This is a genomic window from Bacteroidia bacterium (assembly GCA_041391665.1).
Classification (GTDB): domain Bacteria; phylum Bacteroidota; class Bacteroidia; order J057; family J057; genus JAGQVA01.
Genome location: JAWKNO010000003.1, coordinates 2,139,027 through 2,155,121 on the forward strand (window position 1 = coordinate 2,139,027; position 16,095 = coordinate 2,155,121).

Annotated in this window: 14 protein-coding genes; 4 read left to right on the forward strand and 10 right to left on the reverse strand. The window is 47.5% G+C overall.

All coding sequences use genetic code 11. The annotated features are described in order from the left end of the window. Window positions 1-4 precede the first annotated feature (4 nt). The 3 genes from R3D00_31390 to R3D00_31400 all read right to left on the reverse strand — a co-directional run bounded on the left by R3D00_31390 (window position 5) and on the right by R3D00_31400 (window position 4,370). Entirely contained in the window at window positions 5-2,338 is a 2,334-nt protein-coding gene (locus R3D00_31390; GenBank protein ID MEZ4777720.1) for a TonB-dependent receptor, read from the reverse strand. Window positions 2,339-2,402: 64 nt separating this feature from the next. Next, the gene (locus R3D00_31395; GenBank protein MEZ4777721.1) at window positions 2,403-3,638 is read right to left on the reverse strand and encodes a T9SS type A sorting domain-containing protein; all 1,236 of its coding nucleotides are present in this window, start codon (window positions 3,636-3,638) and stop codon (window positions 2,403-2,405) included. 84 nt (window positions 3,639-3,722) lie between these two features. Next, window positions 3,723-4,370 (reverse strand): response regulator transcription factor, encoded by a 648-nt coding sequence (locus R3D00_31400; protein MEZ4777722.1) that lies wholly within the window; start codon window positions 4,368-4,370, stop codon window positions 3,723-3,725. A 128-nt stretch (window positions 4,371-4,498) separates the two neighbouring features. Here R3D00_31400 and R3D00_31405 point away from each other — a divergent pair, with 128 nt between their 5' ends. The 4 genes from R3D00_31405 (at window position 4,499) to R3D00_31420 (ending at window position 9,425) form a co-directional block, all read left to right on the forward strand. After that, window positions 4,499-6,604 (forward strand): hypothetical protein, encoded by a 2,106-nt coding sequence (locus R3D00_31405; protein MEZ4777723.1) that lies wholly within the window; start codon window positions 4,499-4,501, stop codon window positions 6,602-6,604. A 113-nt stretch (window positions 6,605-6,717) separates the two neighbouring features. Next, the gene (locus tag R3D00_31410) at window positions 6,718-7,413 is read left to right on the forward strand and encodes an amidotransferase (GenBank protein MEZ4777724.1); all 696 of its coding nucleotides are present in this window, start codon (window positions 6,718-6,720) and stop codon (window positions 7,411-7,413) included. A gap of 34 nt (window positions 7,414-7,447) precedes the next feature. Then, complete coding sequence (locus tag R3D00_31415; GenBank protein ID MEZ4777725.1) at window positions 7,448-8,737, forward strand: Gfo/Idh/MocA family oxidoreductase; 1,290 nt, start codon at window positions 7,448-7,450, stop codon at window positions 8,735-8,737. A 10-nt stretch (window positions 8,738-8,747) separates the two neighbouring features. Next, window positions 8,748-9,425 (forward strand): DUF1080 domain-containing protein, encoded by a 678-nt coding sequence (locus R3D00_31420; GenBank protein MEZ4777726.1) that lies wholly within the window; start codon window positions 8,748-8,750, stop codon window positions 9,423-9,425. A 47-nt stretch (window positions 9,426-9,472) separates the two neighbouring features. On the opposite strand, the gene R3D00_31425 is transcribed toward R3D00_31420, so the two are convergent. From R3D00_31425 to R3D00_31455, 7 genes are all read right to left on the reverse strand, one after another. Further along, a complete protein-coding gene (locus tag R3D00_31425) occupies window positions 9,473-10,075 on the reverse strand; it encodes a YhgN family NAAT transporter (GenBank protein ID MEZ4777727.1) in 603 nt (200 codons plus the stop codon). 108 nt (window positions 10,076-10,183) lie between these two features. After that, a complete protein-coding gene (locus R3D00_31430) occupies window positions 10,184-10,516 on the reverse strand; it encodes a hypothetical protein (protein ID MEZ4777728.1) in 333 nt (110 codons plus the stop codon). A 14-nt stretch (window positions 10,517-10,530) separates the two neighbouring features. Next, a complete protein-coding gene (locus tag R3D00_31435; GenBank protein ID MEZ4777729.1) occupies window positions 10,531-10,872 on the reverse strand; it encodes a hypothetical protein in 342 nt (113 codons plus the stop codon). A gap of 46 nt (window positions 10,873-10,918) precedes the next feature. After that, a complete protein-coding gene (locus tag R3D00_31440; GenBank protein MEZ4777730.1) occupies window positions 10,919-11,233 on the reverse strand; it encodes an HPF/RaiA family ribosome-associated protein in 315 nt (104 codons plus the stop codon). A gap of 142 nt (window positions 11,234-11,375) precedes the next feature. After that, the gene (locus tag R3D00_31445; protein MEZ4777731.1) at window positions 11,376-12,827 is read right to left on the reverse strand and encodes a sulfatase; all 1,452 of its coding nucleotides are present in this window, start codon (window positions 12,825-12,827) and stop codon (window positions 11,376-11,378) included. A 74-nt stretch (window positions 12,828-12,901) separates the two neighbouring features. After that, on the reverse strand, window positions 12,902-15,298 hold the full coding sequence (locus R3D00_31450) for a gliding motility-associated C-terminal domain-containing protein (GenBank protein ID MEZ4777732.1): 2,397 nt from the start codon (window positions 15,296-15,298) through the stop codon (window positions 12,902-12,904). A 55-nt stretch (window positions 15,299-15,353) separates the two neighbouring features. After that, the gene (locus R3D00_31455; GenBank protein MEZ4777733.1) at window positions 15,354-15,914 is read right to left on the reverse strand and encodes a hypothetical protein; all 561 of its coding nucleotides are present in this window, start codon (window positions 15,912-15,914) and stop codon (window positions 15,354-15,356) included. Window positions 15,915-16,095: the final 181 nt, after the last annotated feature.

Consider the following 16,095-nt stretch of genomic DNA (forward strand, 5'->3'; position numbering starts at 1 on the left):
AATACTAAAGATCGAGCCAAAAAGTCAATACGGGCGTGAGCGGGCTCTGCCTGCCCACGACCCAACGGTTTAGGTCTCGGTCAAACTGATACCAGGCAAACGAGTTTTTGCGGTTCAGGAAATTTTGCACATCAAGTGCCAGCCACCAGGCAAATTTGGCGCGGTTGCGCCGCAAGGCAACGCGAACATCGGGCCTGAAATAAGGCGGCAACTGGTCCTGATTGGGCTTAGACCAGTTGACTGGGGCATCGTATCCATCATTATCTATTCTGCTCGCAAGTATCGGAGTAATGGGGTATCCCGAATTAAAAATAAACCGGATGCCCGTCTCCAGAAAAGTGTTTTCTCCCAGGGGAAATATCTGCCCGCCGGTAAAATTGCCCGAAAACCTCGCATCGTAATTAGACGGGTATTTGGTTTCGTCGCCCGGTCGCTTAAAATAGGAGCGAAGCGTAGAGCCCGACAATACAAAAAATGATCCTTGTGAGAATGATTTTTCCAGGCTGAGATCCAGTCCGTAATTGGCGCCCGTGCCTACACTCTCCAGATATTCGGAATCAAATCCCCACAGGCGGTTCAACACAAATATTTTTCGGTCAGGATCAGTCGTTACCGGCAGGTCATACAGGTGCTGGTAATAGGTTTCGAGCCGCAGGCGAAAACTCTTCCCCAACCGCTGGTCAAAAGCCAGAATCAGGTGGTGGGATTTCATCAGGCTCAGATCCTTGTTGGGCATCTGCCCATCTATATCGATAAAATAGTTGCCAAAAGGTACCGTTTTGCTGTGAAGGCCGTAGCCCAGCGATATAGTTGATGTAGGAGCAATTACCACCTTCGCACCCAGGCGTGGCTCAACCATACCCGTACCATTCAATCCAAAATATAGCGCATGGACGCCCGCGTTCAAAATCACCCTTGTATTTACCCGAATACTGGCTTGAAAATAGGGCTGCGCCTGCCAGGTATTTCCTTTCACATCTATCACCCTGCGCAGAAAAAACAGAGTATCATTCCACTTCTCATCGAGCATATCGTAATGAATCAGACTCGCGAGCACGCCTGTTTTGATCTGTAACCGCACATTGACCGTTCGCTTGTAGTACATACTTACCGAGTTACGCACGGTAACATATCTTTCGGTTTTTACCCTGCCTGTATCGAGCATCGGAGAAAGGGTATCATCATAAGTAAATGCATTTTGCCCCATCAGCGCTGCATTTAGCTGAAAGTATGATTTGTCGTCAATGACTCTTTTCCAGCTTGCTCCGACCACGCCCATTTGCGTACCGTAATCATAGATATAGTAATCCCGGAAGGTTTTCCACTCTGCATCGAGCGGACGGAGATACTGGGTGCTCATTCCTCCCAGCCCCCAAACACTAAACTGGTTTTTATCTCCCTGATGCTGAACTTTAAAAGACAGGTCGTAAAAGTTGTTGTCATTGCGGGGGCTGATGAGATAAATGCCCATTTTATTGAGAATGCCCAGGGTAGAATAACGAAAGTTGGTCAGGTACGATGATTTACCCTTGACAATAGGGCCCTCTGTAGCAAAGTCCAGCCCCAGCAAGCCCGCGCGGAAGGTGTGCTGCCGCTGCTGCATATTTCCTTTGCGGAAACGCATATCAAAAACGCCGGAAATCGCATCGCCATATTCTGCGGGAAAAGCACCGGTGGAGAAGTCCGAACTGCTGAGCATAGAAGCGCTGAAAGCGGTAATACCACCTCCGCCCGAACCCGGGCCGGCATAGTGGTTGGGATTGGGAATATCTACTCCTTCCAGGCGCCAAAGCAATCCGATCGGCGAATTTCCCCTGATGACAACATCATTGCGGATGTCCAGCCCGTTTTGCACGCCGGGCAATCCCTGAGCAAGACGGGCAGGATCGTTGGCCGTTGCGGCGTGGTACTGAAGCTCTTCCGGATCAAGCCTTCGGGCACTTACGACAGACAATTCATTAATCGGGTCGCTCCCTACGTAGGCATTGAGCTCTACGGCATCCATCTGGATACCTGTGGGCAATACGATATCGATATAATATTCGCGGGCAGAGTTGATCTGGATATTATCCCGCATAAATTCGCCGTAACCGAGGAGTTTTGCTTCCAGGGTACGTCTCCCGACGGGAATATTTTCCAAAACGAAATGCCCGGAGGAATCGGAAAATGTGCCGATTACTGCGGGCAAATTGGATACAAATACCTGGACGCCGGGTAGTGGCTCCTCCGTGTCAGAAATCACCCTTCCCCGAATGGTTTGGGTAAGTTGCTGGGAATAGAGTGCGGGAATACCAGATATAGCCAGGATGACCGAAACGATTCTGAAAAACAGTTGCATAGCCCCGAATTTGCAGAAAATTTCCGATACCCCACACAACCACCAGACATAATCATTTCACTTGTTATGGTTTCATCCATTTTTGTGTGTAAACCGGGTAACCTGAAGCGTACAGGCTCACGAGATATAACCCGGAAGCCAATCCGGCTGTCTCAAAAGTTGTATTCCCGGGAATATTCATTTGCCCACTGATCAGCCTTCTTCCGCTGAGATCGGAAAGAATAACCGTGGTAGTTTGCGCGAGGTTTTCACCTGAAATATCTACAGACAGATTGCCTTCCATGGTTGTGCCGAGAAATACTTTGGGCGCATACTGTTCGCGGGAAATGGCGGTAGAATTGGTTGTATCTCTGCCAGGCGTAAATTTCCATATCTGGTCAGAAGCAGAGTTGCCCCCGCTAATGGTTCGTTCGCCAAAAACCAGATATGCATTGCTGTCAAGCACACAGGAGGTTGCGTTGGCGATGCGGTCGCCGGGGTGATTGACTTCAAAAAACCACTCGTCTTTAGAGGGATCATAGCGGTAGGTATCTTTCTGATTACCACCTACATTGTGGACATACCCAAACTCACCGATACCAAAACCCGTTGACTGATCGGATTTAGGTAAAAGCCCCGCCACTTCTGCCCAGGTATCTGTCACAGGGTCATAGGCAAAAAAATCGCCCTGAACACTGCCAAACACCCAGAATCCCAAACCGATATACCCTTTACCTGCGGCGGTAAAGGCTACCTGTGCACGTCGGTCTTTTCCCGGAAAATCAGCCACCTGTGTCCAGATATCAGTATTCACATTGTATGCATACATTTTATTGGTACCATTTTCCGGGCCCATGTAATACATACTGTCAATGACAAAACCATGACTGTAAGCAAATCCAACCCCACCGGGCACACTTGCTCTGGTTTCCCAGGTATCTGTCGCCGGTATGTATTCGTAAAGATCAGAGTTAAAGGCAATAAAGGGGGTGCCAAATCCTGCAAATATGCGTCCATTAACAGAAAATCCGTCAGCCCCTTCCCGCACACCACCGGGAAAGTCCGCCTTCTGTGTCCAGGTATCAGTTGCGACATCATATTCCCAGAAATCGCCGATCGTATTGCCACTAAAAGCAGTGCGGCCTGTACCGCCATAAACCTTACCATTGGCCGCGCAACTAAAGGCCCAGAACCGGCCGGAGCCCATAGAAGCTTTTTGCTCCCACGTACCGGGGATTCGTTGTGCCATGCTGATTTCGCCTAAACTCAGGAGTGCGATCAGGGATAGCAGATACGTCAGTTTTCTGTGTACAGGGTTCATTGTTATTGTAATTTTTGTTAACAAAATGCCTGTTACAAAACTCTGTCACTGGTCTGTAACATACCTCCCCAGAATTAGGGATATTTAGATAAGATTTTCGCGAAGGGCTTTGGCGACCGCTTCGGTCATAGAAGCGACGTGAAGTTTGTCGTAAATAGATTTCAGATGTGAGCGCACGGTCTCATAGCTAATGTTGAGTTCGGCGGCAATCATTTTGGAGGAAAAACCGCGTGCCAGTTGTGCGAGAACTTCGGTTTCTCTCGGGGTGAGGTCATAGGCCGAGGCATCCGGTTTTCCGCCAAATTTTTGAAGCAGGTGAAGGGTTTTCCGGGCAATGCCCGGAGACATGGGCGCACCGCCTTCATGTACCTCCCTGATTGCTTCGAGAAGCCTCCCTGGAGGGGTATTTTTAAGCAAATATCCATTTGCCCCGGCACAGAGCGCCTGAAATATTCGGTCTTCATCCTCAAAAACCGTAAGCATCAGCACCTGAATATGGGGGAAAAACTGGCGCATCAACCCGACTGCTTCGATGCCGTTTCTCCCGGGCATGGAAATGTCCATCAGCACCACATCGGGATTGCTTTGATGGATTTTTTCCTCCAGATTCGTCGGGTCACCAAAACTCCCTCCTACTTCGTATCCGGATGTACCATTGATCAGCATAGTCAGGGCATCGCGCAATTGCACGTAATCCTCAAAAATCGCAACCCTGATAGAAGGTGTATTCATTCCGGAAAAATACTACATCAGCCTGAATACTTCCTCCCCTAATCGGGGGAAGCCCGAAAATTTTCTGAAAGACATATTCATGGTTTTTTTCACTTTCTTCTTCTATCTTCATCCTAAACCTTGCCCCTATGAAAATTACGCTTTTGTGGATCACTACCCTTGTCATAGGATTTGCTTCCTGCAATCCCGGCAAAACCTCTTTCCGGATTCAAAATAACCTTACCGATCCTCCGGTCAAATACGCAATCTCCCGGTTAGCTTCATTGGATGGAAGGGGATTATTTATTTTTAAAGACTCAAATCCGGACTGGACTATTATCACCCAAAAAGACAATCTCCTGGGCGATGAAGCCTATACGGTTCATTCATCCGGAAAAGATATCACCATAACCGGCGGAGATGCAGTCGGGGTAATGTATGGATTGCTCTACGTCAAAACCCAACTGGAGGCGGGAAAAATGGAAATTGAAGACATCGAAGAATCTCCGCGATTTTCCTTCCGCGCACTCAAGTTTAACCTCCCGTGGGACTCCTACAGAAATGGTGAAGCCTTACAACTGCATGAAGAAACCTGCCGCGATACGGTTTTCTGGCACGCCTTCCTCGATATGATGGCCGAAAACCGCTTCAACAAACTGACGCTGTGGAATCTCCATCCATTCAACTACCTGGTCAAAACCGAAAAATACCCCGAAGCCTGCGGGTTTTCCGATGAAGAGATGGCGCAATGGGAGTCTTTCTGGACAGCACTTTTTCGCATGGCCAAAGAACGAGGCATCGAGACCTATCTGATCAACTGGAACATTTTTGTTTCTCCCGAATTTGCCGAAGCGCATCATGTAGCCGAATATTGCATCAAAGGCGACTACTTCGTAGAGCAGGGCGACACTTCCGAAATCATCAAAGACTATACCCGCGAAAGTGTAAAAGCGGTCATTGATAAATACCCTGACCTCTCCGGACTGGGCATTACGCTGGGGGAAGGTATGGGCGGAATGACTGCCGGAGAACGGGAAAAATGGTTGCTCGACAGTTATGTAGCCGGTATGCGAATGGCCTCCCGAAAGGTGAAATTCATTCACCGCGTACCACTCTCAGCGGGCAAAGGCAGCGGGGGAAGTACGGATGTTTCGGTAGAAAAAATGACCAGAGAAACCCTCGACTCACTGTCCTGCGTCGATGGTCCGATCAATATTGAGCTCAAATTCAACTGGTCGCACCCCTATTCTTCCACCAAACTGGAAAAAGTGCATGGAGGAAAACTCACCGATGCGTACTGGAATCCTTCACCCCAAAACTACAAACTCGCGTGGATGATTCGCAATGAAGACTTTTTTGTTCTTCGCTGGGGACAGCCCGAATTTATCCGCGAACATATTTCTCAAAACGGCCACGAATATGTAAATGGCTACTATGTCGGCTCAGAGTGTTATATACCGGCCAAAGACTATATCACGGCTTTACCCAATACCTCTTATCGATATGCCTTCGACCGGCAATGGATGTATTACCAGCAATGGGGACGGCTGTTGTATAATCCTGCAACCGAAGATGAAGTGTTTGCCAATGCTTTTGAGTCGCGTTTTCCAGAGAAGGGAAAATCACTGTTTGAAGCGCAGAAAAAAGTGAGTCGGGTTCCCTTGATTATCGGCTCGTGGTGGAATGCGACCTGGGATTATACGCTTTACAGTGAAGGTATGCTGAGCCTCATGGGCAATGACAAAATGAAACTCCTTTCTCTCGATCAAATGAGCAAAAAGCAACCACTGGAACCCGATTATCTCAGCATACCAGAGTTTTTGGCGGGGGAGGCGGGTTCCGGAAAAATAACACCGCTGGTTTTGGCAGATTCCATAGACTCATTCTGCAAAGCAGCGATCGGAGAGACAGAAAGTATCCACACAGAAAACAATAACGATCTGCTGTACGAAGTCTCAGATATACAGACCTGGGCCTATCTGGGCATGTATTTTTCCCACAAACTACGGGCAGCAGTGGCGTACCAGCAATATCAAGATTCAGGAGAAAAAACAGCCCTTGAAGAGTCAGTCAAATGGCTGGAAATGGCAACGGGTCATTGGGATTCAGTTGTAAAAATCACAACACCGGTTTACCAGCCTATGCCTTTGCAGCATTATGAAAGAAATAATGGCGAATATTTTCACTGGTCAGCCGTGGCGGCTGAAGTTGAGGAGGAGTTGGATTGGCTGAAATCAAAACTTATGATACATTGAGATTATGAAAAATAAAAACTACATCGCACTGGGTATTGCACTGGGCGCTGGAAAGAGCTATCCAAAACTGTGGGGAAACTCCTTTATAAAGTAAAATTTGACAATCATTATCTATGAAAACAGGCCTTCTCGTCTGCGACCATATCAACGAAAATTTTCACCACATTTCGCCGGACTACACGACGATGTTCCGCGCACTTTTACCCGACCTCGACCTTATTCCCTTTATGGTAATCGACGGGGAGTTTCCAGAAAATGCGGAAGCCTGCGATGCTTATATCGCCACGGGTTCGCGGTTTTCGGTGTATGATGAGGTGGAATGGGTGTTACGGCTCAAAACATTTGTACAGGAAATCTATGCCTCAGGTAAAAAATACGCAGGCGTTTGTTTTGGGCACCAGATGCTCGGAGAGGCACTCGGCGGCAAGGTCGAAAAATCACCACATGGCTGGTGCGTGGGCGTTCACACCTTTTCTATTTTACAGACAGAGCCGTGGATGAAGCCTTTTCAATCCGAAGTCAACCTGCTGATGATGTGTCAGGACCAGGTGATACGGTTGCCGGAAAACAGTATTCATCTGGCGGCAGCAGCAGACTGTCCGGTGGCGATGTTCAGGGTAGGGGAGAATATGCTCGGCATACAGGCGCATCCGGAGTTTAGTCCAGTTTACGACCGTGCGCTGATGGAAAACCGGGTGGAGCGGATTGGCAGAGAAAAAGTTGAAATGGGAATCAGTAGCCTGGAAAAAACGCCTGACAGAGAAATCGTTGCGGAGTGGATCAGAAAGTTTTTGGCTGGTCGGGGATAATTTATATTCAAATTTTCATTAACATCACTGGCAAATGAAAAGAAGAGACTTTTTAAAAAACAGCGCTGTCTTATATACAGTATCCCTTTTGCCCTCCACGATCCAGGCATTTACGCCAAATGCACGTTTGCGTACTGCGCATATCGGGGTCGGAGGAATGGGCGCTTCGGATCTGAATTCTATTTCCTCCCACCCGCTGGTTGAGGTTACCGCCCTCTGCGATGTGGATGCTAATTCGCTGGCAGCAGCGCAAAAACTACACCCCCATGCGAAAGTTTTTTCTGACTACAGAAAACTCTTTGAGGAGATGAGCGACTCTATAGATGCAGTGATTGTTTCCACGCCTGACCACACCCATGCACCCGCGTCGATGCGCGCCATGGAAATGGGCAAACCGGTATATTGTCAAAAACCTCTCACACACCATGTTTCGGAAGCGAGAGCCATGCGCAAAATGGCGGAAGACCGCAACCTGGTCACCCAGATGGGCATTCAGATTCACTCTTTCAACCAGTATAGGGGCACAGTCCAGCTTATCCAGTCGGGCATCATCGGAAAAGTCAAAACCGTAAGGGCATGGTCGCCCAAAAACTGGGGATATGACGGGCCCGCACCCGAAGGAAGTGATCCCGTCCCCAATACACTAAACTGGAATCTCTGGCTGGGAACTGCTCCCGAAAGACCCTACAAGGAAAAAATCTATCATCCCGGCAACTGGCGCAAACTTCTTGACTATGGCTGCGGCACACTGGGGGATATGGGCGTTCATATCTTTGACACCCCCTATACTGCACTGGAACTGGATGTACCCAAAACCATAAAAACCAGTTGTAGAAAACCAACCGGATTCGGGCATCCGGAAAATAATACCGTTACCTATACATTTCCCGGAACGCAATATACGGCACCAACCTTAAAATGGGTGTGGTATGACGGACCCGGCGCGCCCAAAGACCATAAAGACCTGCGTTTGCCCGATGGAGAAAAGCTCCCGGATCAGGGCTCGATGTTTATTGGGGAAAAAGGCAGACTATTGCTCCCGCATATTGATTATCCCAAACTCATCGTCAACGGGAAATATGAAAAAATAGATTTTCCGGAGCTTGAGAAAAAAGATCATTACCACCAGTTTGTAGATGCCTGCCTCGGCACCGACAAAACCAGTGCACCATTTTCCTACGCAGCAAGGCTCACAGAAGCGATCCTGCTGGGTGTGGTTGCCAACCGTTTCCCCAATAAGACTTTACACTGGGACAATGAAACTTCCAGATTTGCAGAACCAGAAGCCAATCAATTATTAGATACAAAGTACAGAGCTTTTTAATGATGACCCTATGAAATCAACAACTTTCTTTTCGACCATTTTACTGACAGCAATCACCCTGCTGATATTTTCATGCAGTACGCCTCAAAAGAGCACTGAACCGGAACTGGTTACACTTTTCAACGGTGAAAACCTCGATGGCTGGGTAGGAAATAAACAATCATACAGAGTGGAAGACGGGATGATAGTGGTTGATCCGGAAGGAGGAGGCAGCGGAGGAAATCTTTATACAGAAAAAGAATACAGCGATTTTGATTTTTTCTTTGAGTTTCAGCTCACACCCGGCGCCAACAACGGTCTGGGCATACATGCACCGCTGGAAGGGGACGCCGCTTATGTGGGAAAAGAAATTCAGATCCTTGACAATACTTCCCCGAAATACGACAGCCTGAAACCCTACCAATATCACGGCTCAGTGTATGGTGTCATCCCCGCCAAACGCGATTTCCTCAAACCTGTGGGCGAATGGAATGAAGAAGAAGTGATTGTGCAGGGTTCGAAGATCAAAGTTATCCTCAACGGAACTACGATTGTAGATGGGGACTTCCTCGAAGCCAGCAAAGACGGCACCATGGACGGACACGATCACCCAGGACTTCAACGCACCAGCGGCCATATCGGCTTCTTAGGTCACGGAGATGTATTGAGATTCAGAAATATCAGAATCAAGGATTTAAGCGGGAAATAGGGTAAATTGTTTCGTATTTACAGTGCTGCCCGGAATCGATTTATTCATCATGTTGCTATCAAAATCCTGAATCCATTGATCAGCATCTGCACCGCCATCATGACGAGGATCATACCGGTCAGACGCTCCAAAGCGTTAAGTCCGCGCTCTTTCAGAATACGCAGCAAGACGGGCGCAAGCATGAGAATGACAGCAGCAAATGCCCACGCGACAATAAGTGCGAAAAACCAATTGGTCAGCTTGCCCGGATTGCTTTGGGTCATCAAAATCAGCATAGCCAATACGGAAGGCCCGGCGATCATGGGTATGGCGATGGGAACGAGGAAAGGCTCACCTTCGGGGTTTTGCCCCATGACACCTTCTGCCCGGGGAAATATCATTCGAAGACCGATGATGAGCAGGACTATCCCACCGGAAATGGTAACCGCTTCCTGCTGCAAGTGAAGAAAATCCAGCAGGGGTTTTCCTGCAAACAGGAAAATCAGCAGAATCACCAGCGCAATGCCCAGTTCTCTCGCAATGATCACACGCTGACGCTTAGGCTCAATACCTTTGAGGATAGACAGCATCACGGGGATATTGCCCAACGGGTCCATCAAAAAGAAAAGCAGCACCGCTGCAGATAAAATAGAGTTGCTGATGTCTTCCATGGGGCAAAGCTACTATTTTGTGGGAAGAAAAAATTGACTGGAAAGTATCAAGTCAGGCGTAATCAACATTCATCGATTGTTGCAGATTTTTTCAAATAAGAAACTTTCTCATTCCTCTTTAAAAATGTCTTTACTCCACCCCCGAAACTCGTAGTACCTGCTTTTGGGTTCGCCAGTCCAGCCATTGATTCCTTTTACTTTGGGCAGGTAATATCCGTGAATATAAAAAAATGGCACCAAAAATAGCCCCAAAAAGCCCATGGAAACTGTTCGCCCGAAGTAATGGGTAAGCAAACAGACTATTACAATGGTCAGAAGATATTTCCCGACTCTTCGAAACTTAGGTGTTTGTTCTTCAAAATGTCCAAAAGTCATATTGCCGACCGCATAAATGATGCTGACTATGGCGATATCAAACCAAAATGATTGCGTTGACCACATAATGATTTTTTTATTTATGTTAATGCCACCCTCCCCAACACAAGGATCAGCCCGATAACAAAAATGGTGGTGAAGATGTGTTTGTTGTATCGCGCAAGCCAGTTGGGCAGGTAAATATCAAAATTGTCCTTGTCTGAGTCAGAATACTTCCTGGCCCAAACCGTCAATGGACAATACATATTAAAAATCAACAGAACAATTCCTTCGGCTATGACGGAGGCTATCGCAGCCCATGTCCAGACGCTTATCTCATTGGAGATTCCGCAGTATAACACATAAAAAATCACGGCAACAAAAAAAGCCCAGACCAATGTGTGGCCGAGCTTTATTAGTTGCAGTTTTACGGAGTTATTCATTTGTTGAACTTACACCTAAACTTTATTCAGTATCCCGGTGCGCTGATTAATGTTCTTTCAGCCTGTCCAGTATGTTTCCCAGTGCCGCTTTCAGCTTATCTGTCGCACCGGAGAAAGCCTCCTCAATCGTGTTGCCATAGTCAGTAACCGCGATCGGCTGCCTGTTTTCAAGTCGCGCTTCCAGCAGACAACGTTTGTCGTTTTGTCCGGCTTTTTGTCCATTTTCATCTGAAAGGTGAACTTCTATGCGGGTAATATGATGGCTAAAACGAGCCAGATCTTCGGCTAAAGAACTACTGATAAAAGCCTCCAGCCTGTGGTTTCCGGCTATGTTTTTGTCTGTATTAAACTGTACTTTCATATTTAGATAATTTACAATAACATAGATAGCTATATTTTTCAATATACTTCCCTCTTTATGTCTTTTACTTACTATCGCCTGATTAGTTTCGGTAATATTTGCATTATTACTAACCTGTCTGAGCGGGACGGATAAATCTCATTCAAAACTCCCCTTTATGGTTATTTTGGGTTGCCTTTGACTTTGCGCCAGGCATTTCCCCTCTTATATTATGGTCTTCAGTCTTCAGATATCCGGGTTCTCGCTGGTACCAGTCTTTGGTGAGATTCTCCGGTACATCATCGCCGGTTTCAATCATCCATTTCTGCAGTTTATCGCTGAGGTTTTTGAGAGTATCTGCATATTCAGGCAGAGAAGCAAGATTGAGTAACTGAAGGGGATCCCGCTGCAAATCATATAGCTCCTCCCTGGGTCTCGGCACTGCAAACACATCGGCCTGAATAGCGGTGAGACTTCCGTTGTCTTTCAACTGCACCAATTCCTGAAAGGACGGACTTTCCACGGCATCTGCCGGGCCCATTTGCGGAGCCAGCGGGCGGAAATTGCGGATATACATGAAGTGCTGGTTTCGAATCATTCTTTCATGTGCCTCGTAATCATGCCAGTTGTGTTCGGCAAATACATAATGTCTGAAGGGCTTTTGAGGGGTTGTAAGCACCTGATCAAAGCTATATCCCTGAAATTGGGCCGGAACCGAATCGATCCCTGCCAGCTTCATCATAGTCGGGGGAATATCAATGGCACTGATCAGGCTGTTGCAGGTATTGCCTCCTTTTTTTATCAGGGCAGGGTAGTGGACAATAAACGGTGTTTTCATTCCCCGGTCATTCACCCTTGTTTTGCTATGGGGAAAGGGTCGTCCGTTGTCCGCCATAATAATAATGACCGTATTTTCCAGCACCTTCTGGGCCACAAGCTGATCCACAACTTCCCCAATCGAATAGTCAAATCTTTTGATCTCGTCGTAATATTTTCCCAAATCCACTTTGGTCTCATCCCCGTCTGCCAGATAAAATGGTGGGGTGATTTCTGCAGGGTTGTGGGTTCCGGAAAATGGATTTGGCCCCCAGGCGCGATGTGCATCATAGGAAGCAAACCACATAAAAAACGGTTTGTCCCGTGGCCTTTCTTTTAAGGCATCTACCCACATCCTTTCCCCCCCATCGCCATTTTCGTCAGACTTTTCATATACCCGGTCAAATCCCCGTTTGGCATATTTTCCCATATGAAATTTCCCGGCCTGAGCGGAATAATAATTATTTGACCGCAATACTTCTGCAAAAGAAAGCATTCCCAGGGGTGGTTCTGTATGTAACTCAGCGGCGCCTGTATTGTGCGGGTATCTTCCAGTCATGATGCTGTTTCTGCTGGGGCTGCAGGAGCTGGCGGTTAAATACACATTCGTAAATCTTAATCCGGCGGAGGCCAGTTTGTCTATATTGGGGGTCCGAACCTGGCTGTCTCCGTAGCAACCAAAATCATCCCAGCTCACATCGTCGGCGATAAATATGATAAAATTGGGGGGAACGGGCTTAGCGTTGCCATTGCTGTACAAAACCCCAAAAGCAAGAATGAGTAGCAGATACTTCATCATATTTTCCTCTATTTTCTTTTTTTGCGTAATCTTTCCAATTACCTGATTAATTTTTGCCTCAATCCACCTCTCCCTCACCGCATCAGCGTAATATTTCCTCTCGTCACCTGCGTAGTGGCTCCTCCCGCCTTGCGAAATTGTATCGCCCAGTAATACACCCCCGCCGGTGCCGGTCTGCTGCCGATGCTGCCTGTCCAATAGTCCTGCGGGGATTGGCTTTCAAATACTTTTTTGCCCCAACGGTCAAAAATCACCAGCCCATAACTTTCGAGTGGACAAATTACCCTTGGCCGAAAATCGTCATTGATTCCGTCTTCATTGGGGGTAAAGACATTGGGGATAAAGACAAAACATTCGCAGTCTGTAACGCCGACAAAAAAGTCTGTCTGTGCCGATTCGCAGTTGTCAGAAATCTGTACAAAATACCTTCCAGGCTCCGTAATGATTCGCACCGGTTCCTCCGAACCATCCTCCCAAAGGTAATCTGCCCCTGAGGTAGTAACATCAACGCGCAAACTGTCGCCCTGACAAAGGGTAGTATCCAGCCCGTTTGGTACAGTAAGTGAAGAAACCGACACCTCCACCGTATCGCGCTGGTTGCACCCGGCAAGCATCCGCACCACATGATAGGTGCCTGCGGTGGAGACCAGCTGCTGTGCAGATGTGTTTCCATTCTGCCAGCGATAAGTAGCAAAGGCCGCAGATGCATTGAGTGTAACGCTCTGCCCGCCACAGAGTGTGATATCGGGGCCAAGGTCAAGGGGAGGCAGAGGTTGTACCTGTACAATCAGGGTATCCGAAACCAGGCAGCCTTGCTGATTGACGGTTAGCCAATAGGTTCCGGCAGTTGTGATCGTGCGGAATGGCGTCCTCAGGCTATCGTTCCAGAGGTATGTTGCGCCGGGGATATTCAGGTTGAGCGTAAGTCCATCTTCCGCACAAATGGTCGTGTCAGGACCGAGGTTTATTTCCGGAGAAATTTCGCCTACGCGAATCGTATCACTCAGCGGGCATCCTTCAAAATCTGCATTCACCCAGTATTTTCCCGGCTGAGAAACCACAATCTGCTGTGTCATATCGCCGGTGCTCCAGAGAAAATTGCTGTTTTCTGCTCCGGCATTGAGCACTACGGAGTCTCCTTTACAGAAAAATATTTCTTCGCCCAGCGCCAGTGGACTGTAGTTGGAAAAATAGGCGTAAGAGGCCTGCTTTCCGATGTCCACATTAATCATTCCCATATGAAAGACCCCGGAGGTATTATCGATCTGGTTGGTGGAGGTAACGAGAGAACCCAGCGCCTCTATTCGTCCCGCCATCCATTGTCCATTGGTACCCGGAACGGGAGAAAAGGAGGAAGCAAGGATATTGGAGGCGCCATTTAGCCGGAAGTTATCTTCATTGCCTGCACGGGTAAGGAGGTAAAAGAAAAAATTATCACTGAAGGGGCGCACAAATTTCACTACGCGGGTCCCGGTACAGGTTATCGGCGGAATAATGGTTCCTCCCGGCTCATCTCCAGCACCACTCTGGTGCCAGACATATATCGGCAAAGTGCTGGTGATGGCAGTTGCATTCAGAGAAAGGTCAACGACACTGGTCTGGCCGCGGCTGAGGTTTATGGGAGATTTCCCCTGAATGTTCACAACGGTCAGATCTTCTGTGGCCGTAAGGTAAACGCGTTCGACATTTGCCTCCCCTTTCATGACAATATAATCAGTTCCCAGGCTTTTCACCGGGATAATCTGATCTCCGGAAAGATCATTTCCCGAACCCGTTCCCAGCGACAAGGCATCATCGGAGACGGTAACCGCAATGGGTTTATCTGCGAGTATGTAAGACCCCACGAGATTGCCGGCCAGATTGGTTCCGCTTTCGCGGCAGGAGAAAGTTTCGCCTCTGTTTAGCACAATGGAAAAAGGAACACCCGCTACATGATTCTGAATATTTGAAGCGGGGGTAATTTGAATGGTGGTCTGATTTTGTGTGGCGACCATATCAAAAAAAGAAGCCCCTTGAACATTGATAAACTGTGTCTGGCCGGGAATAAAAAACTCTTTCCCCAGTGCCTGTTTTCCGCGAAGATTGTAGTCATCGGCATGGTTGGTTGCGGCAATCCGGTAGTAGGCAGTGATAGGTGTGGTAGCGGTAATATGGAGCCCTTTTTTCAGGATAAAATCCGGAGGCTGGGTTTCCAGTTGGTTGAGGTAGGGGGTGAGGTCAATGATCTCCATTTCGCTGGGAAACAGATCGTAGGTCAATGGAGTGAATAACGGATTGGCGGGAAAATCGATTACTACATCAGAAAAAGCACCTGCGCTGCCAATTACCAGCAAAACGGGCGTATCCCCGGCGACAGCACTTACATCGGGTGCAGCAAACCAGTATTCCGTATCTGTCTGAGCCAGAAAGTTGCCCATAAGCCAGATATTCACCATACAAAAACACAACAAACGGAGTAAAGCTGGACGCATAAAAAAATCTGTTACCTATGAAGATAACAGATTTTTTGATTTTATGTTGACGGGGTTATTGTGCTTTGATATTGACTCCCGTGATGGTTCCCTCAACAGTAACTACATCCGTAGCGTCAGCAGGGTTTTCCATGGTTATATTCACTTCCACATTGACAAAATAGTCAGCTACCCCTACGACATCCTGATACAGATCAGCTTTGGTAATTTTGAATGTACCGGAGGTTGACTGGTAGGATTTTGAAGCAGCAGTTAATATCAGCGATGCATAATTTTCATTTCCGCTCCCGGTAACTTTTGTGATATCAAAATTACCAGTTTTAACGCCACCGGTTTTTGCAGTGACACTAAAAGTAGGCCCATTGGTAAGATTGGCAGAAATAGTCATGGTGAACATATCCAGTGAGGCAAGATAAGATCCACCGCTGGCAGCCCCACCGACGGCTAATTGTTCTATCAGTTCAAAATTGATTTCGCTAATGCTTGTCCCGTTTTGTTTGACCTGAATATTAGCCACAGCATTGGGTAGTTTATCATTGGGGCCGGGAGTTTCACCTTTACAGGAAAACAGAAAAAAAAGTGTGGATACGAATACTAATTTTAAGATTTGTCTCATGACTTTGTTTGTTTAAAAAGTTATGAGACAAAAATAGTTCGGAGTGAAAGGCTTATTCAATTACCTATTTGGGTGAAATTCAGGAGTACCTGTTCGCAAAACGAGGAAGGTAAATTCAGGAAATCCTCCATCAAAGTGGTGAATAGGGAGAAACACCGGAAAAACCAGCTACCCATTTGGA